Origin of the sequence: Legionella sp. MW5194 (assembly GCF_016864235.1) — a bacterium.
Lineage (GTDB): Bacteria > Pseudomonadota > Gammaproteobacteria > Legionellales > Legionellaceae > Legionella_C.
In genome coordinates, this window is sequence record NZ_CP045732.1 from 352,299 (window position 1) to 374,151 (window position 21,853).

A 21,853-nucleotide genomic window follows, 5' to 3' on the forward strand; every position below is an offset into this window, starting at 1 on the left:
AGCAATGAGCTAAGTAATGAAAAAATTATATCGATACATCAAACATTACATAAAGAGCTTCCTGTTGCTGGAGCTTTTCTCTGGGTTGTCAGTAACGGGTAAATATTTCTTCAAAAAGAAATTTACCGTGCAGTTTCCCGAGGAAAGTACTCCTGTATCCCCCCGTTTCAGGGGTATGTTAGCCTTGCGCCGTTATCCAAATGGTGAAGAGCGTTGCATTGCCTGTAAATTATGTGAAGCCGTGTGTCCTGCGCTAGCGATCACCATCGAATCGGAAGTGCGCGAAGACGGCTCCCGGCGCACAACACGTTATGATATTGACAGCTTCAAATGCATTTATTGCGGTTTGTGTGAAGAATCCTGCCCGGTCGATTCCATCGTTGTGACCCCTATCCAGCACTATCACTACACGGAGCGCGGGCAGAATATTTTAACCAAAGACAAATTGTTGGCTATCGGCAGCCTGATGGAAAAGAAACTGGCTGAAGATAGAGATGCTGATAAAGATTACCGCTAACGAGGTGCGAGATGCATGAGTTGCTAATACAAATTGTATTTTATGTTTTTGCTGCACTGGCAATTTTTTCAGCATTAATGGTGGTTACTCAAAATAACCCGGTACGCTGCGTGTTGTTTCTGGTGCTGACATTTTTTGCCAGTGCGGTACTCTGGATTTTGGTGTCCGCGGAATTTCTTGCGCTGATCCTTATTTTAGTCTATGTGGGAGCAGTAATGACCCTGTTCCTGTTCGTGGTTATGATGTTGAATATCGACATTGAATCCATGAAATCCCATTTTGTCCGTTACCTTCCCTTTGGGCTGATTATAGTAGCATTCCTGACTGGATTACTGCTCATTGCCTTGCCGGACAACATGTTTAAAGCAGCGGTTGAACAAACCCCAGTGACAACAACGGTTGTTGATAACTTTAACGAGTACGATGAAGTGGTTGCCCAGCCTGCAAAGACGATTTCAAACACAGAAGCTATCGGCAGGGTTCTTTATACCGATTACGTATTCGCATTTGAGTTGGCGGCTGTGTTGTTATTGGTCGCTATTATTGCAGCGATCACTTTGGCGCATCGAAACATTGCCCGATCCAAGCGACAAAGCATCGTCAGCCAGATTATGACTGAGCGCAACGATCGAATCGAGCTGATTGCGATGAAGTCAGAAAAACAATCATAGGAATGACCATGATACCAGTAAATAATTATCTCATCCTAGCAGCCATTCTTTTCGGTTTAAGTATTGTCGGCATTATGCTTAACCGAAAGAACATTATCCTGTTGCTGGTGTGCATCGAGCTGATGTTATTAGCCGTAAACACGAATTTTGTTGCTTTTTCTCACTATTATGGAAGCGTGACTGGGCATGTATTCGTCTTTTTTATATTGACGGTTGCTGCCGCTGAAGCAGCCATTGGCCTGGCTATAGTGATGTTGCTCTATCGCAATCGGGGCAATATTGATGTTGATAAAATGAATCATTTAAAAGGTTAACAACGTGAGCATTCAACAACTATGTCTTATCATTGTCCTCGCACCGCTGTTCGGCTCGCTTGTCGCAGGCTTTTTCCGTAATCAGATTGGACGGGTTGGTGCGCATTCGGTCACTATAGCCGGGGTGGCGCTGTCATTTCTGCTGTCGCTTTACGTTGCTATTGCCATTTTGAGCGGCGCTCACGAGTCCGTGAATGTCAACCTCTATACCTGGGCAAGCGGCGGGATATTTTTTCCCTATGAATTTCACATCGGTTTTTTAATTGATCCCCTTTCGGTAGTGATGCTGGTTATTGTGACTTTTGTCTCCTTACTGGTTCATATTTACAGTATTGGGTACATGGCTGAGGATGATGGCTATCAGCGCTTCTTCAGCTACATTTCCCTTTTTACCTTTATGATGCTCATGTTGGTTTCTGCCAATAATTTCCTGCAACTGTTCTTCGGTTGGGAAGGTGTGGGTCTTGTTTCCTATCTCCTGATCGGGTTTTGGTACAGTAAAGAGTCTGCCATTGAAGGGAGTCTTAAGGCTTTTTTAGTCAACCGTGTTGGGGATTTTGGTTTTGTCCTGGGCATAGGTCTGGTTCTGGCTTACACCGGAAGTCTGGATTATGACATGGTTTTCAAAAGCGCTTCCAGTTTGAACACCCAAACAATTGAACTGTATTCTGGTCATCCCTGGTCGCTGGTCACTGTGATTTGCATCCTGCTTTACATCGGCGCCATGGGTAAATCTGCTCAGGTTCCCCTGCATGTCTGGTTACCGGAATCAATGGAAGGTCCGACACCTATTTCAGCATTAATTCATGCCGCCACCATGGTGACTGCGGGTGTGTTCATGATTGGCCGGATTTCACCCCTGATTGAATATTCCACAACGGCCTTGTCCCTGGTTCTTGTTATTGGCGCGACCGGTGCATTGTTCACTGGACTCCTGGCGCTGGTGATGAATGACATCAAACGCGTGGTCGCTTATTCCACCTTGTCGCAATTAGGTTACATGATGGTTGGCATGGGCGCCTCTGCCTACAGTGCCGGCATGTTCCATTTGTTGACACATGCCTGCTTTAAAGCACTGCTATTCCTTGGTGCCGGTTCTGTGATTATTGGCATGCACCATGAACAGGATATGCGAAAAATGGGTGGCCTCTGGCGTAAGATGCCCATTACCTACGTGACCTACATCATCGGCAGTCTGGCATTGTGCGCTATCCCGCCTTTTGCAGGATTTTATTCGAAAGATACCATCATTGAGGCAGCTAAAGTATCCACCATCCCGGGAAGCACTTATGCCTATTTCTGCGTTGCCCTTGGCGCGATGGTTACCGCTATTTACACGTTTCGCTCCTTCTTCATGACGTTCCATGGTACGCCACGCATGGATAAACATACCTTTGATCATGTGCATGAATCACCAGCCGTAGTCTGGTTGCCATTGGTAGTTCTGGCCATACCCTCGGTGATTATTGGTTATATTCTGTTCATGCCCATGCTTTATGATGTTCCGACTCTGCTGGGTAAATCCCTGTTCGTGCTGCCTGAACACAACGTGCTTCACGAGTTGTCGCGGGAAGTGCATTCCCCTTTACAAACAGCATTGCATGCCCCGCTGTCACTGACATTCTGGTTAACCCTGGCGGGTATCGCCATTGCCTGGGCAGGATACATCGCCTTCCCTGCTATCCCGGCAAAACTGGCAAGTTCCTTCTCCTGGATTTACCGCTTGTTGCTTAACAAGTATGGTTTTGACACCTTTAATGACAAAGTGATCGTGGCCGGTTCCAAAGCACTCGGTCGATTCTTTTACAATACCGGCGATCAACGACTCATTGATGGACTCGTTGTGAACGGTGCAGGGCGTACTGTGCGCTGGTTCGCTCAGAAGGGACGTGGTATTCAGAGCGGCTATTTATATCACTATGCAACAGTCATGGTGTTGGGTTTAATTGTTTTCTTATGCTGGTTGCTATTAGGCTGATTATAAGGTGAAGGTATGCATCATTTGCTCAATTTATTGATCTGGTTACCCATTATTGGAGGCGTGTTTGTATTCCTGACCGGTGATGACAATAATCCCAATGTCTCACGCTATCTGACATTGTTTACGATATTGTTGACGTTACTGATTTGCATCCCGTTGGTGAGTGGATTTGATGTGAACACCTACAGCATGCAATATCTGGAAGACATGGCGTGGATGCCGGCTTTGGGAATTAATTACAGCCTTGGTGTAGACGGGTTGTCTCTTCTACTGATTGTGTTAAGTATTTTTACCAACCTGATTGTCGTGCTGGCTACCTGGACCAGTATTCACAAGCGCGTTGGCCAATACATGGCTGCGTTTTTGATTATGCAGGGCTTTTTGGTTGGCGTTTTTGCCGCGACCGACGCGATTGTCTTTTATATTTTCTGGGAAGCGACCTTAATTCCCATGTACCTGATTATCGGTATCTGGGGTTCGGATAATCGTGTTTATGCTGCCATTAAATTCTTCCTGTACACTTTCTTAGGCTCTGTGTTGATGCTGGCTTCCTTTCTTTACATGGGCTACATTGCCGGGTCCTTTAAAATCGAAACCTTCTATGCTGTAAAATTGAGCATGACTGCCCAGACATTGATTTTTATTGCATTTTTCCTTGGTTTTGCCATTAAAATACCCATGTTCCCTGTGCATACCTGGTTGCCTGATGCCCACACGGAAGCGCCAGCAGGCGGTTCCATCGTTCTTGCCGCTATTCTACTTAAACTCGGTGCCTATGGTTTCATCCGTTTTGCTTTACCCATTGTCCCTGATGCCTGCCGGTATTATGCGGATGTGATGATTGCGCTGTCGTTGATTGCGGTAGTCTATATTGGCCTGGTCGCTGTTATCCAACAGGACATGAAACGCCTTATTGCCTATTCGTCCATTTCGCATATGGGTTTTGTAACCTTGGGTTGCTTTGCGATATTCACCATTGCCGAACGCTCTGGCTTACAAAATGCCGGTCTTGTTCTGGAAGGTGCTATTATTGTCATGATTTCCCATGCTTTTGTGTCGAGCGGAATGTTTGCTGGCGTGGGTTATATTTATGATCGCATGCACACTCGGCAGGTCAGGGATTTTGGCGGGCTTGTCCATTCCATGCCCATCTTTGCTTCGTTCTTTATGTTGTTTGCCATGGCCAATGCTGGTTTACCGGGCACTTCTGGCTTTGTAGGTGAATTTATGGTCATTTTGGGAAGTATCAAGGCCGGATTCTGGATTGCTTTCTGGGCCGCCACGACATTGATAGTAGGGGCAGCCTACACACTCTGGATGTATAAGCGTGTCATATTTGGACCCGTAAAAAACGACAAAATTGCAGCCCTTCAGGACCTGTCCGGTTTTGAAATCAGTGCCTATGTGTTACTGGTTATCATGGTTGTGGCGATGGGAGTTTATCCCAAGCCCGTGCTTGAATATGTGCATCAAACAGTGAGCCACACATTAGCTCAGGCCGATAAATCGAAACTATAATTTACAAGGTTAAATGAACATGACGTCCTTGCTTGATAATATCCACGTAGCTTTACCGGAAATCATCCTGTTGATCACAGCGGTTTTGGCTCTGCTAAGCGACCTTTTTTTGCGTGATTACTGCAAAAACATTGCATTGACTTTGTCCATTATTGGGTTGGTCCTATGCACGGTTATCAGTGCCTTGTTACTGGGAAGTTACAAATCCATTATCTTTGGTGGTTTGTTTATCAGCGATGACAGTGCGCAGCTCATGAAAATCTTTATTTACCTGTGTGCTGTTTTTTCATTTATTTATTCGCGCCAGTATGTCGATGAGCGCCAGATGCCTGCCGGGGATTATTATGTTCTTGGTCTTTTTTCCACGCTGGGGATGATGGTATTAGTCTCGGCGCATTCGTTGTTGACAATTTATCTTGGTTTGGAGTTGTTATCCCTGCCGCTGTACGCCATGACGGCTATCCGTAGAACCAACAGTGATGCTGCCGAAGCGGCGATGAAATACTTTGTCATGGGAGCCATTGCGTCTGGAATGATGCTGTACGGATTGTCTTTAATTTATGGTGCCACCGGAAAATTGGATCTTCTGGACATCGCCAATGCGATTGCAGCCAATTGGCAGGAAGAGGACTCGCTTCTTTCCTTTGGTCTGGTTTTCATTATGGTCGGCCTGGGCTTTAAACTCGCATCCATGCCTTTTCATATGTGGGCACCGGACGTCTATCAGGGCGCTCCCACCTCCGTCACGCTGTTTTTAAGTGCAGCCCCTAAAATTGCGGCCATTGGCATGACCCTGCGTCTGCTGACTCTGGCCCTGGTTGATATTTCTGCTCAATGGCAGCAATTGTTGTTGATCATGGCGTTGTTGTCGACGGGGTTTGGGAATTTGTTCGCCATTGCCCAAAGCAATATTAAACGGCTGCTTGCCTATTCTGCGATTTCCCATATTGGTTATGCGCTTTTTGGTATTCTCACCGCGACCGAAGCAGGGTATGCGGCGGGTCTTTACTATGTGCTGGTTTATTCCATTATGACAGTGGGTGCCTTTGGCTTGATTGTCTTACTGTCTAACCATGGACTGGAAGTAGAAAACGTTGATGATTTAAAAGGGTTGAATAAACGCAACCCATGGATTGCCTTCCTGATGCTGATTGTTATGTTTTCCATGGCTGGGGTTCCTCCTACTGTCGGCTTTTTTACCAAGTTGTTGGTCCTGAAAGCTTTGGTGGATGTCCATTTAACCTGGGTTGCTGTATTGGGCTTGCTCTTTGCGGTTGTCGGCGCTTATTACTATGTCCGTATTGTCAAGGTCATGTATTTTGATGAAGCGAAAGACAGCGCGCCTGTTCAGTTAAGCACGTCGGCACAAATTTTTTATTCCATTAATTGTTTGTCGCTGCTTTACCTGGGAATTTTCCCTTCTGGATTGATCAGTGCCTGCATCAATGCGTTTGCTTAACTGCAATAACTTGAAAAAATTGCTTGCTATGCAAGGTAAGTGTGCGTATACTTGCCTCAGTTGATGCGGGGTGGAGCAGCCTGGTAGCTCGTCGGGCTCATAACCCGAAGGTCGTAGGTTCAAATCCTGCCCCCGCTACCACTATCTAAAAGACCCCATTTTTGGGGTTTTTTGTTATGTATTACCCGGTAATCAGGCACACCCGTCGGTTTGCAATCTTTATAAAGTGCGGCAACTTTATACACCGTAAACTCCGATTATTGCTTACTGTTTTTCAAGCGACGGGTCATTGTCCTGTGCGAATTTTCTCGCTGCCGGAATAAAATGTGCAGAGTGGAATATGATAAGAACAGATATTCAGGAATTATTGGAACCGTTGGTGAATAGCCTGGGCTATGAACTGTGGGGCTGTGAATATTTGTCACAGGGGCGCCATTCGTTATTGCGTATTTATATCGATAAAGAAGATGGCATCGGGATTGATGACTGTGAACGAGTCAGTAAGCAGATTAGCGCCTTACTTGATGTTGAAGATCCTATTTCCGGCAATTATAGTCTTGAAATATCATCACCCGGTATACCCAGGCCTCTGTTTTATAAAAAACATTACCATCGATACCTGGGACATGATATACAGTTAAAATTATATAAACCCGTAAATGGAAGCCGTAAACTGTCTGGCAAGATTGCCGCAGTGGACGAGGACACTCTGAAGTTACTGGTCAATGAGACACCCGTAGACGTGCAATTATCCAATATTGTGAAAGCAAATTTGACAGGCGAGTGAGGCGAACAATGAGTAAAGAATTGTTATTTATTGCTGAGGCATTATCCAACGAGAAAGGCGTCAGCAAAGAAGTAGTATTGCAAGCAATCCAGGCAGCCCTGGAGTCGGCCACACGCAAACTGTCAGAAAAGGAAATGGGCATCCGCGTCAAACTGGATAACCGCACTGGCGAGTACGAAACATTCCGTTATTGGGACGTGGTGGAAGATGACGCCGTTGAATTACCGGATCAGGAAATAGGAATTACCGAGGCCAGAACTCGATCGCCTTCCATTCAGGTCGGTGAGCGCATTGAAGAGCCAATGCCTTCCATTGAATTTGGACGTATTGCGGCCCAAACTGCCCGTCAGGTGATTATGCAGAAAGTCCGCGAGGCAGAAAGACAACAAGTGGTCGATCAGTTCCAGTCCAAACTGGGTCAATTGGTCTATGGTACAGTCAAGAAGGTCACTCGCGATAATATCATTATTGATTTAGGCGGCAAGGCTGAAGCGTTCATGCCTCGACACGAAATGCTGCCCAACGAAATGTTCCGACCCAATGATCGCGTACGAGCGTATTTATACGAAATTACCCCTCAGTCCCGTGGTCCGCAACTGTATGTCAGTCGTATACGTAACGAGATGTTGATTGAATTATTCCGCATTGAAGTGCCTGAGATTGGCGAAAACGTGATTGAAGTGAAAGCCGCTGCCCGTGAGCCGGGTAACCGTGCCAAGATTGCTGTGAAGACCAATGACGGCCGCATTGACCCTGTGGGTGCTTGTGTCGGTATGCGCGGTGCGCGTGTTCAGGCGGTATCCAGTGAATTAGGTGGTGAGCGAGTCGATATTATACTCTGGGATGACAACCCGGCTCAATTGGTTATTAATGCCATGGCGCCTGCTGACATCAGCTCAATTGTCGTCGATGAAGACAGTCACACCATGGATCTGGCGGTTCAGAAGGAACAGCTTTCTCAGGCTATCGGTCGTAATGGTCAGAATGTGCGCCTGGCCAGTCAATTGACCGGTTGGACTTTAAACGTCATGACAGTTGAAGACTTTAATAATAAAAGTCAGGAAGAATCGCAAAAAACCATCAATTTATTCACCAGTGCACTGGAGATTGATGAAGAAATCGCCTCCTTACTGGTGGCTAATGGTTTTTCTTCACTGGAAGAAATCGCCTATGTACCAAAAGAGGAGTTAATGGCGATTGAGGAATTTGATGAAGAGATTGTTGAAGAGTTGAGAAACAGGGCGAATGATTGCCTTCTGACTCAAGCCTTGTCTTCGGGGCAGTCAGGGGATCAGCCGTCTGAATCATTATTAACAATGGAAGGCATGACTAACGATATCGCCGCCAAACTGGCTGCCAAAGGCATCACGACCATGGACGACCTGGCTGAGCAATCGGTTGATGAATTACTTGATATACCTGGAATGACTGAGAAGAAAGCGGGTGAATTGATCATGAAGGCCCGTGAACCTTGGTTTTCATAATTATCAATTGTTGTAATGAGTGACCTTTGCGTTAATCAGACAGCGTTTGACTGCTGATTAACGCGCAAGTTGATAACAAGTATTGAACAATGGCAATTTGCATTAGAATTGCTAAAGGGGGGTAAAATATGGCGGATGTGACGGTTAAACAATTAGCTCAGGTCGTGGGAATCCCCGTTGAGCGTCTATTGAACCAGTTGCAGGAAGCGGGACTCTCTTTTAATAACGATGAACAGACCGTGAACGAAGAACAAAAGCGTGTCTTGCTAAATCATTTGAAAGGTAACGCCGGCAACGAGTCAAGAGCTGCACCTGAGCGAATTACGCTGAAGCGAAAAAGCCTGACCCAGGTTACGGTAGGGCATGATCTGCACAGCGGAAAAACCGTGAATGTGGAAGTTCGTAAAAAGCGAACCTACGTTAAACGCAGTGCTTTGCTGGAACAACAAGCTGAAACCGAGCAGGAAGCAGAACCCGTATTGACTGATGTTTCAGCCGAAACCCTGCCTGCAATGGTGGAAGAGGCGGCTCTCCAGACGCTGGAATCCGATGTGGCAGTGGTTGATGAAACACCAGAGCCAGAGGCAGTGAAACCCGTGGAACTCCCATTGGATGAATCTGAAAACATGGCGGTAGCCGCTGTTGCGGATAAAAACCTTGCCGCGCCAATGGAAACAATGCAGGCTAAAGAAGTCATCGAAAGCAAAGAAGAGCAGGAAAAACCCGAGGCTGCCAAAGAAGCGCGTGAGAGAGAAGAGAAGCCCAAGAAGAAATATTCCAGTAAAGAAGACATCGAATCGGAAGCAGACAAGACCGACTTTAAAAAAGCGGCAGCGAATAAAAAGAAAACCAAATATTTAATCACTGAGCGTGATGACGAGGAAGGTTCGCATGTTCGTCACAAGCGTCCAAAATCAAAACGACGTAAACTGAATGAGAAATCGGACAAGTACCGTGAAGCGGAAGACGCCTTAACCCATGGCTTTGCCATGCCCACCGCACCCGTTGTCCGTGAAGTACTGATTCCCGAAACCATTACTGTTGGGGAATTGGCAAAACGCATGTCCGTTAAAGTGGCTGAAGTCATTAAAGTCATGATGGGCTTAGGCGCCATGGCAACCATCAACCAGGTTATCGATCAGGACACGGCTGTCATTGTGGTTGAGGAAATGGGGCATAAGGCACGGGCACTGAAGGAAGATGCGGTGGAGCAGACCCTGGGTGAGGTCATCAGCAAGGGAAGCCAATCAGAAGGTCGCGCGCCTGTGGTGACCATCATGGGGCATGTGGACCATGGTAAAACGTCTCTGCTTGACTACATCCGCCGCACCAAGGTGGCTGCAGGAGAAGCCGGTGGTATTACCCAGCACATCGGGGCCTATCACGTCAGTACACCGAAGGGTGATATCACGTTTCTGGATACGCCAGGCCATGCTGCCTTTACAGCCATGCGTGCCCGGGGTGCTCAGGCCACAGACATTGTTATCCTGATTGTTGCCGCGGACGATGGCGTTAAACCCCAGACAATAGAGGCTATTCAACATGCCAAGGCTGCAAAAGTGCCTATCATTGTGGCTGTTAATAAAATGGATAAGCATGATGCTGATCCTGAAAAAGTCATGAATGAATTATCCGTTCATGAGGTCATTCCCGAGGCCTGGGGTGGTGACACCATGTTTGTTAACATTTCTGCCAAAACCGGCATGGGCATTGACGAATTACTGGATGCCGTGCTGCTGCAATCGGAAGTGCTGGAGCTGGAAGCCTTTACGGACGGTGCAGCCAAAGGGGTTGTCATTGAATCACGTCTCGATAAAGGGCGTGGTCCAGTAGCGACTGTTCTGGTACAAAGCGGAACGCTGCGCAAAGGGGATATTCTGCTGGCTGGCTTCCAATATGGTCGAGTCAGGGCTTTAGTCAGCGACAACGGCACTCTGGTTGACAGTGCCGGGCCGTCCATTCCTGTGGAAGTTCTCGGTTTGTCCGCCATTCCACATGCCGGGGATGAAGCTGTTGTCGTACCGGATGAGAAAAAGGCGCGAGAAGTGGCCTTGTTCCGTCAGGGTAAATTCCGTGATGTCAAACTGGCCAGACGTCAAAAATCGTCAATTGAAGGCATTTTTGAAAACATGACCACCACGGACGCCAAGGTCCTGAATATCGTATTGAAAGCCGATGTCCAGGGGTCCCTGGAAGCCATTGCGGATGCCCTGGTTAAATTATCGACTGATGAAGTGAAGGTTGAAATCATTGCCAGCGGTGTGGGCGGTATCACCGAATCCGATGTGCATTTGGCCATTGCCTCCAATGCGATACTTATTGGCTTTAACGTGCGTGCCGATGGCGCTGCCAAGCGATTGGCCGAACACGAACAGGTTTCCCTGCATTATTACAGCGTAATTTACGACATTGTGGATCAGGTCAAAGGTGCGTTAACCGGTATGTTGGCTCCTCAATTCAAGGAAGAAATCATTGGAATTGCCGAGGTACGGGATGTTTTCCGCTCGCCGAAGCTGGGTGCTATTGCCGGATGCATGGTGGTAGAAGGAATGATCAAACGCAATAACCCTATCCGGGTTTTACGTAATAACGTTGTCATTTATGAAGGGACACTGGAATCCTTAAGACGCTTTAAAGATGACGTGGTCGAAGTGCGCCAGGGCTTTGAATGCGGTATTGGTGTGAAAAACTATAACGATGTCAAAGCAGGTGATTTGATTGAAGTATTTGAAACAATTGAGATCAAGCGAGCTTTATGAGTAATGACTTTAAACGAACGGATCGTGTAGCCGAAATGCTGCAGCGTAAATTATCGCAGATCATTCAACAGGAGATTAAAGATCCCCGGCTGCCCAGTTTTGTTACGATTTCCGGCGTTAAGGTTTCAGGTGATTTAAGCCACGCCAAAGTGTACTTTACTGTGTTGGGTGATGAGAACAAGCAGGCGGCTGTGATTTTAAATACAGCCGCCAGTTATTTGCGCACTGCCTTGGCTCGCACGATTAAACTGCGTACAGTTCCACAGCTTCATTTTGTCTATGACGAATCCATCGAATACGGCAGGCGCTTAAGCAAGTTAATTGATGAAGCCAATCCTGATGATCCAGATGAGCAACGTGAGCAGTAAACAAGCCATTGACGGGGTGTTGCTGGTTAATAAACCCCAGGGCCTGTCGTCCAATGCCGTACTGCAAAGGGTAAAGCGGCTTTACCATGCTGAAAAGGCCGGCCACACCGGCAGTCTGGATCCCTTGGCTACCGGCATGCTTCCTGTCTGTTTTGGTGAGGCAACCAAATTCAGCCAATACGCGCTTGAGGATGATAAAACCTACGAAGCGACCGGGTTATTAGGAATAAAAACCACGACGGCCGATTCCATGGGCGAAATCCTGACAAGAGTTGATGCTGTTTCTGTGACCCAGGAACGCCTTCAGGCTGTGATTCAGGAATTCATTGGCTTAACTCACCAGACGCCGTCCATGTTTTCTGCCTTAAAACACAAGGGGACACCCTTATACAAGTACGCACGAAACGGGATCGATATTGAACGTGCTTCACGCGAAATCACCATCAAGGAACTCCTCTTGCTGCATTTTGACGGCCAGCAGTTTAAAATCAGGGTGAGTTGCAGCAAAGGAACGTACATTCGAAACCTGGTGGAAGACATTGGTGATAAATTAGGTACAGGAGCGCACGTGACGCAATTGCATCGTCTGCACACAAGTGGTTATTCCGAGTACCCCATGTACAGCCTGGAGTTGCTGCAGGCCGCCAATCAAGCGCAATTATCGGCCTGTCTGCTGCCGATGGAAACCACAGTACGGCATTTTCCTTCGTTACAATTAACCGATGAGGAGCTCATCAATCTGAGACTTGGACGTGTCATTTCTCCAGTGAATGCTGCGACATGCACCACCGAAATCCGTTTATATGACAGCCGGGGACAGTTTGCTGGTCTTGGTGCCTTTGATGAGTCCGGCGCTTTTAAGGCGAAGCGTTTACTCAGTGAACAGGCCTTCCGAGCGCGTGAGTGAGAATCTTGCACAATTATTAACTAAAGACTTGTGTCTTAAAGACGCTCTTGATAGAATGCTCCCCTTTAAGAAGAACACTTAGCTTATTTCCAGGAGTGAACAATGTCGCTAACTAGCGCACAAACAGCAGAAATTGTGGATCAGAACAAACGCACTGAGAAAGATACTGGCTCTCCAGAAGTGCAGGTTTCTTTAATTACCAATCGCATTCAATATTTGACAGACCACTTTAAGGCCCATAAAAAAGATTTCCATTCACGCCGTGGTTTGCAGGAACTGGTTAACAAACGTCGCAAGCTGTTAAAATACTTAAAAAGAAAGGATCAAGCCCGTTATCAAACGCTGATCCAAAAGCTTGGTCTGCGGGATTCCTATTGATAGTGGGTTTTCCTATGGCTAGGAAATGCACAACTATCCAATTTAAGTTAAAGGCGCAGTTTTCTGCGCCTTTTTTTTGCTAAAACATCATGAGGTGACTACGTGTCAAAATTCACTAAAGAAGTGCAATTCGGGGAACACACCCTGATTTTGGAAACTGGCGAAATTGCCAGGCAGGCGGATGGGGCCATTTTTGCCAGCATGGGCGGGACTCAGGTATTGGTAACTGTGGTCGGTAAGAAAGACGGCGCCGAAGACAATGGCTTTTTCCCGCTGACGGTCAATTACCAGGAGAAGACCTATGCTGCGGGTAAAATTCCCGGTGGCTTTAACAAGCGGGAAGGCCGTCCCAGTGAAAATGAAACGCTGACTTCACGACTGATGGACAGACCACTGCGTCCGCTGTTCCCTGAAGGATTCCGTAATGAAGTCCAAATCATTGCCACGGTGATGTCGTTAAATCCGGAAGTGCCTGCCGATATCGTGTCCATGATCGCAGCGTCTGCCGCACTGGCTATTTCAGGTATTCCCTTTATGGGGCCTATCGGTGCTGCCCGTGTCGGTTACCAGGATGGCATTTATTTATTAAATCCCAGCTACAAAGCCACTCAGCAGTCTGATCTGGACCTGGTTGTTGCCGGAACAGAAGACGCGATTTTAATGGTGGAGTCCGAGGCACGCGAGCTGACGGAAGAGGTGATGCTGGGCGCTGTACTGTATGGCCATGAAATGATGAAAGGCGTTATTCGCGCCATTAAGGAAATGGCTAACGAAGTGGGTAAACCCGCCTGGAACTGGACTGCGCCAGCAACCGACACCTCATTGATTGCCCGTATAGGTGAATTGGCAACCACTCGCTTTAACGAAGCATACCTGATTAAAGACAAACAACAACGTCATCAGCGTCTCCAGGATGCTCGTCAATTCGTGATTGATACGTTGATCCAGGAACGTGATGATCTCAAAGTGGATGCTGTGGCAGAAATCATGGAATCCCTTGAAAAAACCATCGTGCGTAATCGTATTCTCGATGGCGAACCCCGAATTGATGGACGTGATCAGCGCACTGTCCGCCCCATTGCTATCCGTACCAAGTTTCTTGAGCGTACTCATGGTTCCGCCCTGTTCACCCGTGGTGAAACGCAGGCCATCGTGGCTGCTACTCTGGGTAACGAGCGCGATGCACAAACATTGGACGGTCTGTATGGTGAGACGAAAGATCGCTTCATGCTGCATTATAATTTCCCTCCCTATTCGGTTGGGGAAGTCGGTATGGTCGGCAGTCCCAAGCGTCGTGAAATAGGTCACGGCCGTCTGGCAAAACGAAGTCTGATGGCTGTATTGCCCACTGCCGCGGAGTTCCCTTATGTGCTGCGCGTCGTATCCGACATTACCGAGTCCAACGGTTCCAGTTCCATGGCCACCGTCTGCGGAACAAGCCTCGCTTTAATGGATGCGGGCGTGCCTCTCAAAGCACCTGTGGCTGGTGTGGCGATGGGTCTTATCAAGGAAAACGATCGTTTTGCCGTGCTGACGGATATTCTGGGTGACGAAGATCATCTGGGCGACATGGACTTTAAAGTGGCCGGAACCGAAAAGGGTGTTACCGCGCTGCAAATGGACATCAAAATTACCGGAATCACCAAAGAAATCATGGAGCAGGCGCTGGAGCAGGCGCTGGCAGGACGAAAGCATATCCTGGGCGTGATGAATAATGCGTTGTCTGAGCACCGTGGTGAACTGTCTCAACATGCGCCGCGCATCACTACCATGAAAGTGGCGGAAGACAAAATTCGCACCATCATTGGTAAGGGTGGCGCTACAATCAAAGGCTTGATTGAAAGTACCGGTGTTTCTATCGATATCGATGACAGCGGTGTCGTGCAACTTTTCTCGCCGGATGCCGAGGCGCTGGAAGAAGCACAACGCCAGATTAAAGCCTTGATTGCAGAAATTGAAGTAGGGCAAACCTATAAAGGGAAAGTCAGCAAGATTGTTGATTTCGGTGCGTTTATTAATCTGTTGCCCGGTAAAGATGGACTTCTGCACATTTCCCAAATTTGCAGTGATCGTTCTCAGAAAGTAGAGTCGGTCTTGAGTGAAGGTCAGGAAATTGAAGTATTCGTGGCTGGCGTTGACAAGCAGGGACGTGTAAAACTGGAGTGGAAGGATAAACCGCAGGCGGCGGAAAAGGCAGCGGATGCTCCAGTAACCACCGAAGAAACCGTTGATCTCTCCAATGATGAGATCGACGAAACGCAAATCAGATCCACCGAAGAAGAATAACTCGCTTCAAAGTGCCTGGCCTTGGTCAGGCACCCCTTTCTGTTTTTATATTGGTCATACTGACCAATGTGTTGGCAACTTCTGTCCGTTTACTGTAAAATGTGCCTCAAATTCACTACCGTGCAGTGACTATGGGCGCATTCAATATTTTAATTTATGGTAAATCAACCGAAGCCAAAACCCAATTCGTTGGACGGCTCACTCAAAACAATCTTGAAAAAACAGAGAAGCATCCCTTTCTTATTCCAGGCCGTATAGAAAATTCACCGCATGACTATCATTTCTGGGTTATCGATACCTCGTATCAGTCGCTCTTATCGCTTTATTGTCGGGATACTCCCATCGTCCTTTATTTTATAGAAAACTGGGATGTGACCCAGATGGCCGGGGACATTGAGGCATTGAGGAAAGCCAATTCTTCCTTACCCATTCTGATTGTGAATGCCGCAGAAAAGAAAAACGAGATTGCTGTTGCTTCATTTGCTGACTGTCCTGTTCTGCCTGTTGCTGACATGCACGATACGAACAGAGACAATGTATTTCACGCGATTAATCAAATGATCAAGGCAAAAAAAGATTGTGAACAAGAGGCTTATTTTTTATTTAAAGCCGAAATAACCGCCATGGGCAGGGCCAAACAGTACGCTTTGAAGGGAAGCGCACTTTATGATGCGCTGGAACAACTCGAAAGGGAATTAGAAAATGCTCCTTTGGATACAAGGGAGGCCATTGCCCAATCCGCAGAAAGACTGATGAAGGCGCGGCAGCAAATTGAAAACATGGGGAGTAAAGACGCAATCATATCCACCTTTCTTCAGGAATGCCAAAGCCATGTTTACGGTGAACATTACAGGCTGGCCCAGGCGATTGTGACGGTGGCGATCATTGCTACCCTGACTTTGGTCGCCGCGGTCATCGGTTTTGCTGCGGGATTTAGTCTGGGCCTTTGGTCAGGGCCAGGCGCATTTTTTAGCGGCATTGCTGCAGGTGTGACGGCGGCTAATGCCGTATTGGGCATCTCCGGGGTAGTTGGTGGCGTCGCGGGCAGTTTAATTTCTTACGGTGTATTTCGATCAAACCCTGTCATGAAAGCCGCTAATCATGTGGCCCAGTCCATGACACCCGCTCCAACATACATGGACACCGATTTGTAGCCATGACGAGAGCCATGGCTTAACGGATTAACTTTAAAAACTCGCTGCGCGTATTGGAGTTGTTGCGCATGTCACCCAGCATCACCGACGTGGTCATGACTGAGTTTTGCTTTTCGACCCCGCGCATCATCATACACAGGTGCTTGGCCTCAATGACGACGCCGACTCCCCGCGCACCTGTGATGCTTTCAATGCAGGCGGCAATTTCCGAAGTCAGTCGCTCCTGAATTTGTAACCGCCGGGCAAAATAGTCAACAATACGGGCTATTTTAGAAAGACCAAGCACTTTCCCGCTGGGTAAATAGCCCACATGGCACTTTCCAAGGAAGGGCAGCAGGTGATGCTCACACATCGAGTACAATTCGATTTCCTTCACAATCACCATCTCGCTCATGTCGGATTCGAACAGGGCATTATTGATGATGTCGTTTAAATCCTCCGCATAGCCTTTCGTTAGATAACGAATGGCATTGGCAGCGCGTTCCGGGGTATCCCGCAACCCTTCACGCGAAGGGTCCTCGCCTATCTCTTCCAATATTTTTTTATACAATTCTTGCATTAATAAAAACCCTAACCCGGCGGCCAGGTCATTTGCCGACCACCCAGTACATGTAAGTGAATATGATAAACTTCCTGTCCGCCACCTGCATTCACATTAAAAACAAGGCGATATCCAACATCGCTTAAATGCTCATGATGTGCCATCTTTTTGGCAGTGAGAATCATGCGGCCAAGCAATTGCTCATCGTTACTGTCCGTGTCATTAATGGTTGCAATGTGTTTTTTAGGCAGCACCAGCAGGTGAGTGGGAGCCTGAGGTCTGATATCATGAATAACCATGACTTCCGGATCATCAAAAAGCACCGTTGCCGGAATCTCCCCTTTGATAATCCTGCAAAAGAGACAATCCATCATTGATCCTCATTTATGAGCTAATCCGACATTATACCTTGAGTTATAGCGATTAAAAATAGTTGACTGTTGATTGTTCTCTGAACATCTTATTTTGCCTTTTGATGAGGTTTTGGCATAATACGCCGTCTTCATATCTTAAGGGATAGTTAAAATGGGCTTAATGCAAATTAAAAGTGGTCGTGATGTTCCAAATGAAATCAATGTCATTATTGAAATTCCCATGCACGGCGAGCCTGTCAAATACGAAGTCGACAAGCATACCGGCGCATTATTCGTTGATCGCTTTATGACGACCGCGATGTTTTACCCCACTAACTACGGCTACATTCCCAATACTCTGTCTGAAGACGGTGATCCCGTCGATGTCCTGGTGGTGACTCCTGTTCCGCTGATAAGCGGCTCTGCTATTCCGTGCCGTGTCGTGGGGATGCTCAAAATGACAGACGAGGCAGGGGTGGATGCCAAACTCCTGGCTGTCCCCACCAACAAGCTCACCAAAATGTATGAGGCGGTAAAAACCTATGCGGATTTGCCGCGGCAATTATTATTGTCTCTGGAACATTTCTTCCAGCACTATAAAGATCTTGAAGAGGGGAAATGGGTAAAAATTACCGGTTGGGAAGGACCCGAGGCCGCCAGAGAAGAGATTGTTGCCAGCGTCGAACGTTTTAACAGTAAAGACAATTAATCCCGCAGCGGATTTTCAGACGTTGCCATTTTTCCAAAGCGGCCCTTGGGATGTTCAAATTCCTGGTCGCTTTTTAATATGCGCTCCAACTCTCCGTTCACCTGACGTACATAACTGATCATCTCGGCTTCTTTTTCAAAGAATTCAAAAGACTGTTTTAATGAGGCTTCATCCAGTTGTAAAAAGGCTTTAGCCTTGCGACGCAACGTGTCAGGGCTATGTCCAAGGAAAGCCATAATCTCCTGGGCCATGGTCAATGATGAATCAAACGTTTCCCGTTTAAAATAATCCACCCCGGCTTTATGCAGTTGGTAGGCATGACTGCGATTGCGGGCGCGGGCATAGATCTTTAAATGAGGAAAATTCTGTCTGCTCATTTCGACAATGTCGAGACTGACGTCTGGATTACCGACGGCAATCACCAGTAATTTAGCCTTGGCCGCACCGGCGTTGAGCAGTAAATCGAGTCTCGCGGCATCGCCAAAGTACCCCTTGTACCCGAATTTACGCAACAATTTAATCTGCTCAGGGTCCTTTTCCAATATGGTTAATTTAGTGCCATGCCCTGTTAAAAAACGCCCAATGATTTGACCAAAGCGACCATAGCCTACAAGAATAATGTCTTGTTGCTCCTGGATGGTATCAAAGGGTTGTTTGGGTAACAGGCTTAGGTAATGAGGCACAATAAAACGTTGATAAGCCAGCATGATAAAAGGAGTCGTTGCCATGGAAAGGGCAATAACCAGGGTATAAAATGCGGCGGTCTGATCACTGATGACGTTTAAATGGGAAGCGAATTTAAATAGAACAAACGCGAACTCGCCGCCCTGAGACAAGGCCAGGGCAAAGCCGATGCGTTGAATCTTGGTTAGGCCGAATTGCCATCCTAAAAATAAAAGCACGGAGGCTTTGATCACAATCAGAAGACCCACGGCCCCCAGCAGCTCATCCCATCGCGCCTCGAGCAGGTTAAAATTAATGCTCATGCCCACCGAGATAAAAAATAAACCGAGCAATAAGCCTTTAAAAGGCTGGATATCAGTCTCCAGCGTGCGTTTGTATTCGGAGTTGGCGAGTACTACACCGGCCACGAAGGCGCCAAGGGCAGGTGACACGCCGACGGCTTCCATCAACAGGGTAATGCCGACAATGAGGGCAAGCGATGTGGCTGTAAATACTTCCCGCAGGTGGGTTCTTGCCACAATAAAAAAGAGGTGGCTTGAAAAAAAGTGGCCGGCAATAATCATGGCACCGATGACGCTGGCGACGATAAAGGGATGAGCCCAGGACGGGAACAGGGTAAGCAGCGTGGCTTGCTCAGGTGCGGCTGTCGTGGTGGTGGCGGCCAGCAGCGGCATGATGATAAGAATAGGGATAACCGCAATGTCCTGAAACAGCAACACAGCAAAAGAGGTCTCCCCTTCGGCGGTTTTCAGCAGGTTTTTTTCTTCAAGCATTTGAATGACCAGGGCTGTAGAAGAAAGCGTCAATGCCATGCTCACAGCCAGGCTGCTTTGCCAGCGATAGCCAAACAACAGACCAAGGAGGCAAAGAATGGTGGAGGTGACTACCACCTGTAGGCTTCCCAGTCCCACGATCATCTTACGGAGACGCCATAGGGTGGCCGGTTCCAATTCCAGGCCAATCAGAAAAAGCATCATGATCACGCCAAATTCAGCAAAGTGCATGATTTGGCTGGCGTTGCCAATCAGTTTAAAACCGTAGGGTCCAATCAGGGCGCCAACGATTAAATAGCCCAGTACGGAGCCCAGTTTGAAACGGCTGGCCAGCGGCACAATCAGGGCGGCTGAGGCGAGAAAAATAAACACATTGCTTAGGAAATGGTTATTCATGTTGGTCTTTCTGTCAGTTCGATCACGGAGGCGGGGTGTTACAGGAACCACCCCCCTACCGAACTATACCGCTTATTTTCTTGCGCAGCTACAAAGCCTGAGGCGGTGGGTTTTCTTCAGCATGACCAGCAAGGTGCAAAACGCCTCTTGAGATGGTACCAAGCACTTGAATGTCGCTCTGTTTTTCAAGCAAGGGATCGTGGTTGAACAAGGTCATATCGGCAAGTTTGCCCACTTCCAGGCTGCCCTTGTCATCGTCGATGCCATACAGTTTGGCGGCCTCGATGGTGAGTGCCCGCAAACTGTCTTCCAAACCCAGCCTTTGCTGTTGATTGAATACTTCAGGGCATTGGGCATTGGGTTTTTCATTCCAACTCTGGATTTGACGGGTGAGATTTTGCCGCATCATGGCGAGAGGAGAGGGGGGCGTTGCCGGCGAATTGGCCTGGATGGGGCTGTTACCCAGAATAGTGCGAGCCTGTGCCAGCGGGTTTTCATTGAGGGCTCTGGATGCGCCAAGGAACTCATGGCACATGCTTTCTCCCCAATAATAAAGATGCGGCGAAAACCAGTTGATGCTCAATCCCAGCATGCGAATGCGATACAGTTGATCCTGCCGGGTGAGTTGTGCATTGATAAGGATAGGCCTGAAGCTGAAATCATTCTGGGTTTGTTGGACTTTTTGAATCAGGTTTAATGCCACATCAATGGCGGCATCCCCCTGGCATTCGAGCGCAACCTGAACGTTGGCTCTCGCCGCTTTAACCAGCATTTTTTCAAGACTGCGTAAATTATAGCGCAGTTGGCCTGCCCAGGCGGTAGGCAAGTCATCGGGCACTTTATAATAAGGGGACGACAGGTAGGCCTGGTAATCGCGGATGTTGCCATCCACGGTGAGGTGTACCGGACCATTGTAGAGTCTCGGATTGTCCAGCTCATTCATGGCAAAACGTTGTTTATCGCCTACGGTCTCTGCATTTAAAACCACATCCACGGGAAAAGAGGGTTGGCTTGTCAGTGAATAATAGGTATTGAGCCAATCCTGAGAGGCCTGGGTTTCAGTCACTGTCGTATACCCGGCCGCGGCATAGCGGGTAGCCGCAACGCCAATGGCCTGTTTCAACTCTGCCGATTGAATGACTTTGATCAGGGCTTTTTGCAGCGCCCCTTGCTTTAACAGGCCGTTTTCAGGCACGGTCACGGGAAGGCTGCTTTTTAGAGCCGGCAATCGGTCCATGGCGGCCTGATTTAACAAGGCCTCATGCCCGGATGAATACATGACCAGGATGGGTTTCGTCGTACTGATTTCATCCAGCATCGCCCGGGTCAACGGTACGCCTGGCATGCGGGCTCTGTCATACCCATTGACAACAAGCCAGCCGTCATCCGTTGTCATTTTATTACGGATAGCCATTAAAAAGTCACTTAAGGATTTAACCGGTTGCCATCCCGGTTGTTGAAACACATTGGTGGTGGATAAATCCAGGGCGTGGGTGGCGAGCCAGCCGTAAAGAACAAATTGTGAATAAGTATCGATGAACCCAGGGGTAACTGTCGCTCCTTTCAGGTCAATGACGCGGGTATTTTCATCGCGGCAATGGACAGACAGCTCTTTTTCCTTCCCCAGCGCCACGATGCGGTGGTTTCTAATGGCCACGGCTTCGACCGTGGGTTGTTTGGGATTTAGGGTAATAAACCGGGCATTGGTAAACAACGCGGTGGCATGATGACACAGGGTGAAGTCATTCTGCGAGTAGACACTCGGTATGGTCAAAAAAAGGCAGCCGCCAACCAGGAAGACGCGATGCATTTAC

General features: G+C 47.8%; 18 protein-coding genes, 1 tRNA gene and 2 pseudogenes. 17 read left to right on the forward strand and 4 right to left on the reverse strand.

The window, feature by feature from the left end; translation table 11 throughout:
* Positions 1–16 precede the first annotated feature (16 nt).
* The 16 genes and pseudogenes from nuoI (at position 17) to GH742_RS01710 (ending at position 16,583) form a co-directional block, all read left to right on the forward strand.
* Positions 17–517, forward strand: a complete 501-nt coding sequence (gene nuoI / locus GH742_RS01640) for an NADH-quinone oxidoreductase subunit NuoI (protein WP_203455873.1) — start codon at positions 17–19, stop codon at positions 515–517.
* Between the two features lie 11 nt (positions 518–528).
* Positions 529–1,188, forward strand: coding sequence for an NADH-quinone oxidoreductase subunit J (locus tag GH742_RS01645; protein ID WP_203455874.1), 660 nt, complete (start codon positions 529–531; stop codon positions 1,186–1,188).
* A gap of 8 nt (positions 1,189–1,196) precedes the next feature.
* Entirely contained in the window at positions 1,197–1,502 is a 306-nt protein-coding gene (nuoK, locus tag GH742_RS01650; protein WP_108293432.1) for an NADH-quinone oxidoreductase subunit NuoK, read from the forward strand.
* A 4-nt stretch (positions 1,503–1,506) separates the two neighbouring features.
* Positions 1,507–3,480, forward strand: coding sequence for an NADH-quinone oxidoreductase subunit L (gene nuoL / locus GH742_RS01655; protein WP_203455875.1), 1,974 nt, complete (start codon positions 1,507–1,509; stop codon positions 3,478–3,480).
* Positions 3,481–3,495: 15 nt separating this feature from the next.
* Positions 3,496–5,001: a NuoM family protein gene (locus GH742_RS01660; protein WP_203455876.1), complete on the forward strand. Its 1,506-nt coding sequence runs from the start codon at positions 3,496–3,498 to the stop codon at positions 4,999–5,001.
* 19 nt (positions 5,002–5,020) lie between these two features.
* The gene (gene nuoN, locus GH742_RS01665) at positions 5,021–6,460 is read left to right on the forward strand and encodes an NADH-quinone oxidoreductase subunit NuoN (RefSeq protein ID WP_203456811.1); all 1,440 of its coding nucleotides are present in this window, start codon (positions 5,021–5,023) and stop codon (positions 6,458–6,460) included.
* Positions 6,461–6,524: 64 nt separating this feature from the next.
* Positions 6,525–6,601 (forward strand) — tRNA-Met (locus tag GH742_RS01670).
* Between the two features lie 199 nt (positions 6,602–6,800).
* Positions 6,801–7,247 carry a ribosome maturation factor RimP gene (gene rimP / locus GH742_RS01675; protein WP_203455877.1) on the forward strand — a complete coding sequence of 149 codons (447 nt, stop codon included), beginning with the start codon at positions 6,801–6,803 and terminating at the stop codon, positions 7,245–7,247.
* 8 nt (positions 7,248–7,255) lie between these two features.
* Positions 7,256–8,731: a transcription termination factor NusA gene (gene nusA / locus GH742_RS01680; RefSeq protein WP_203455878.1), complete on the forward strand. Its 1,476-nt coding sequence runs from the start codon at positions 7,256–7,258 to the stop codon at positions 8,729–8,731.
* A 128-nt stretch (positions 8,732–8,859) separates the two neighbouring features.
* Positions 8,860–8,952: pseudogene (locus GH742_RS15810) on the forward strand (translation initiation factor IF-2 N-terminal domain-containing protein); the annotation flags it as partial.
* Between the two features lie 96 nt (positions 8,953–9,048).
* A pseudogene (gene infB / locus GH742_RS01685) lies at positions 9,049–11,490 on the forward strand (translation initiation factor IF-2); the annotation flags it as partial.
* A complete protein-coding gene (gene rbfA / locus GH742_RS01690) occupies positions 11,487–11,858 on the forward strand; it encodes a 30S ribosome-binding factor RbfA (protein WP_203455880.1) in 372 nt (123 codons plus the stop codon). The pseudogene infB and the gene rbfA, both read left to right, overlap by 4 nt.
* Positions 11,839–12,765, forward strand: a complete 927-nt coding sequence (gene truB, locus GH742_RS01695) for a tRNA pseudouridine(55) synthase TruB (RefSeq protein WP_203456812.1) — start codon at positions 11,839–11,841, stop codon at positions 12,763–12,765. The genes rbfA and truB overlap by 20 nt, the downstream gene beginning before the upstream one ends.
* A gap of 102 nt (positions 12,766–12,867) precedes the next feature.
* Entirely contained in the window at positions 12,868–13,143 is a 276-nt protein-coding gene (gene rpsO, locus GH742_RS01700) for a 30S ribosomal protein S15 (protein WP_203455881.1), read from the forward strand.
* 102 nt (positions 13,144–13,245) lie between these two features.
* Positions 13,246–15,429 carry a polyribonucleotide nucleotidyltransferase gene (gene pnp / locus GH742_RS01705; protein WP_203455882.1) on the forward strand — a complete coding sequence of 728 codons (2,184 nt, stop codon included), beginning with the start codon at positions 13,246–13,248 and terminating at the stop codon, positions 15,427–15,429.
* Positions 15,430–15,560: 131 nt separating this feature from the next.
* Positions 15,561–16,583, forward strand: a complete 1,023-nt coding sequence (locus GH742_RS01710; protein WP_203455883.1) for a hypothetical protein — start codon at positions 15,561–15,563, stop codon at positions 16,581–16,583.
* Positions 16,584–16,602: 19 nt separating this feature from the next.
* Here the strand turns inward: GH742_RS01710 and folE are convergent, their stop codons facing one another.
* Both folE and GH742_RS01720 read right to left on the reverse strand, forming a co-directional pair.
* A complete protein-coding gene (gene folE / locus GH742_RS01715) occupies positions 16,603–17,142 on the reverse strand; it encodes a GTP cyclohydrolase I FolE (RefSeq protein ID WP_203455884.1) in 540 nt (179 codons plus the stop codon).
* Positions 17,143–17,153: 11 nt separating this feature from the next.
* On the reverse strand, positions 17,154–17,495 hold the full coding sequence (locus GH742_RS01720; RefSeq protein WP_203456813.1) for a histidine triad nucleotide-binding protein: 342 nt from the start codon (positions 17,493–17,495) through the stop codon (positions 17,154–17,156).
* A 154-nt stretch (positions 17,496–17,649) separates the two neighbouring features.
* Between GH742_RS01720 and ppa the strand changes: the two genes are divergently transcribed.
* A complete protein-coding gene (gene ppa, locus GH742_RS01725) occupies positions 17,650–18,186 on the forward strand; it encodes an inorganic diphosphatase (RefSeq protein WP_203455885.1) in 537 nt (178 codons plus the stop codon).
* Here the strand turns inward: ppa and GH742_RS01730 are convergent.
* A complete protein-coding gene (locus GH742_RS01730) occupies positions 18,183–20,039 on the reverse strand; it encodes a monovalent cation:proton antiporter-2 (CPA2) family protein (RefSeq protein WP_203455886.1) in 1,857 nt (618 codons plus the stop codon). The genes ppa and GH742_RS01730 overlap by 4 nt on opposite strands.
* An 88-nt stretch (positions 20,040–20,127) precedes the next feature.
* Entirely contained in the window at positions 20,128–21,849 is a 1,722-nt protein-coding gene (locus GH742_RS01735) for an amidohydrolase (RefSeq protein WP_203455887.1), read from the reverse strand.
* Positions 21,850–21,853: the final 4 nt, after the last annotated feature.

Excerpts from the sequence above, each read along its gene's own strand:
- nuoI (WP_203455873.1), top strand. The coding sequence starts at position 17 with ATGAAAAAATTATATCGATACATCAAACATTACATAAAGAGCTTCCTG.
- GH742_RS01645 (WP_203455874.1), top strand. The coding sequence starts at position 529 with ATGCATGAGTTGCTAATACAAATTGTATTTTATGTTTTTGCTGCACTG.
- nuoK (WP_108293432.1), top strand. The coding sequence starts at position 1,197 with ATGATACCAGTAAATAATTATCTCATCCTAGCAGCCATTCTTTTCGGT.
- GH742_RS01660 (WP_203455876.1), top strand. The coding sequence starts at position 3,496 with ATGCATCATTTGCTCAATTTATTGATCTGGTTACCCATTATTGGAGGC.
- nuoN (WP_203456811.1), top strand. The coding sequence starts at position 5,021 with ATGACGTCCTTGCTTGATAATATCCACGTAGCTTTACCGGAAATCATC.
- rimP (WP_203455877.1), top strand. The coding sequence starts at position 6,801 with ATGATAAGAACAGATATTCAGGAATTATTGGAACCGTTGGTGAATAGC.
- nusA (WP_203455878.1), top strand. The coding sequence starts at position 7,256 with ATGAGTAAAGAATTGTTATTTATTGCTGAGGCATTATCCAACGAGAAA.
- rbfA (WP_203455880.1), top strand. The coding sequence starts at position 11,487 with ATGAGTAATGACTTTAAACGAACGGATCGTGTAGCCGAAATGCTGCAG.
- truB (WP_203456812.1), top strand. The coding sequence starts at position 11,839 with ATGAGCAACGTGAGCAGTAAACAAGCCATTGACGGGGTGTTGCTGGTT.
- rpsO (WP_203455881.1), top strand. The coding sequence starts at position 12,868 with ATGTCGCTAACTAGCGCACAAACAGCAGAAATTGTGGATCAGAACAAA.
- GH742_RS01710 (WP_203455883.1), top strand. The coding sequence starts at position 15,561 with ATGGGCGCATTCAATATTTTAATTTATGGTAAATCAACCGAAGCCAAA.
- folE (WP_203455884.1), bottom strand. The coding sequence starts at position 17,142 with ATGCAAGAATTGTATAAAAAAATATTGGAAGAGATAGGCGAGGACCCT.
- GH742_RS01720 (WP_203456813.1), bottom strand. The coding sequence starts at position 17,495 with ATGGATTGTCTCTTTTGCAGGATTATCAAAGGGGAGATTCCGGCAACG.
- ppa (WP_203455885.1), top strand. The coding sequence starts at position 17,650 with ATGGGCTTAATGCAAATTAAAAGTGGTCGTGATGTTCCAAATGAAATC.
- GH742_RS01730 (WP_203455886.1), bottom strand. The coding sequence starts at position 20,039 with ATGAATAACCATTTCCTAAGCAATGTGTTTATTTTTCTCGCCTCAGCC.
- GH742_RS01735 (WP_203455887.1), bottom strand. The coding sequence starts at position 21,849 with ATGCATCGCGTCTTCCTGGTTGGCGGCTGCCTTTTTTTGACCATACCG.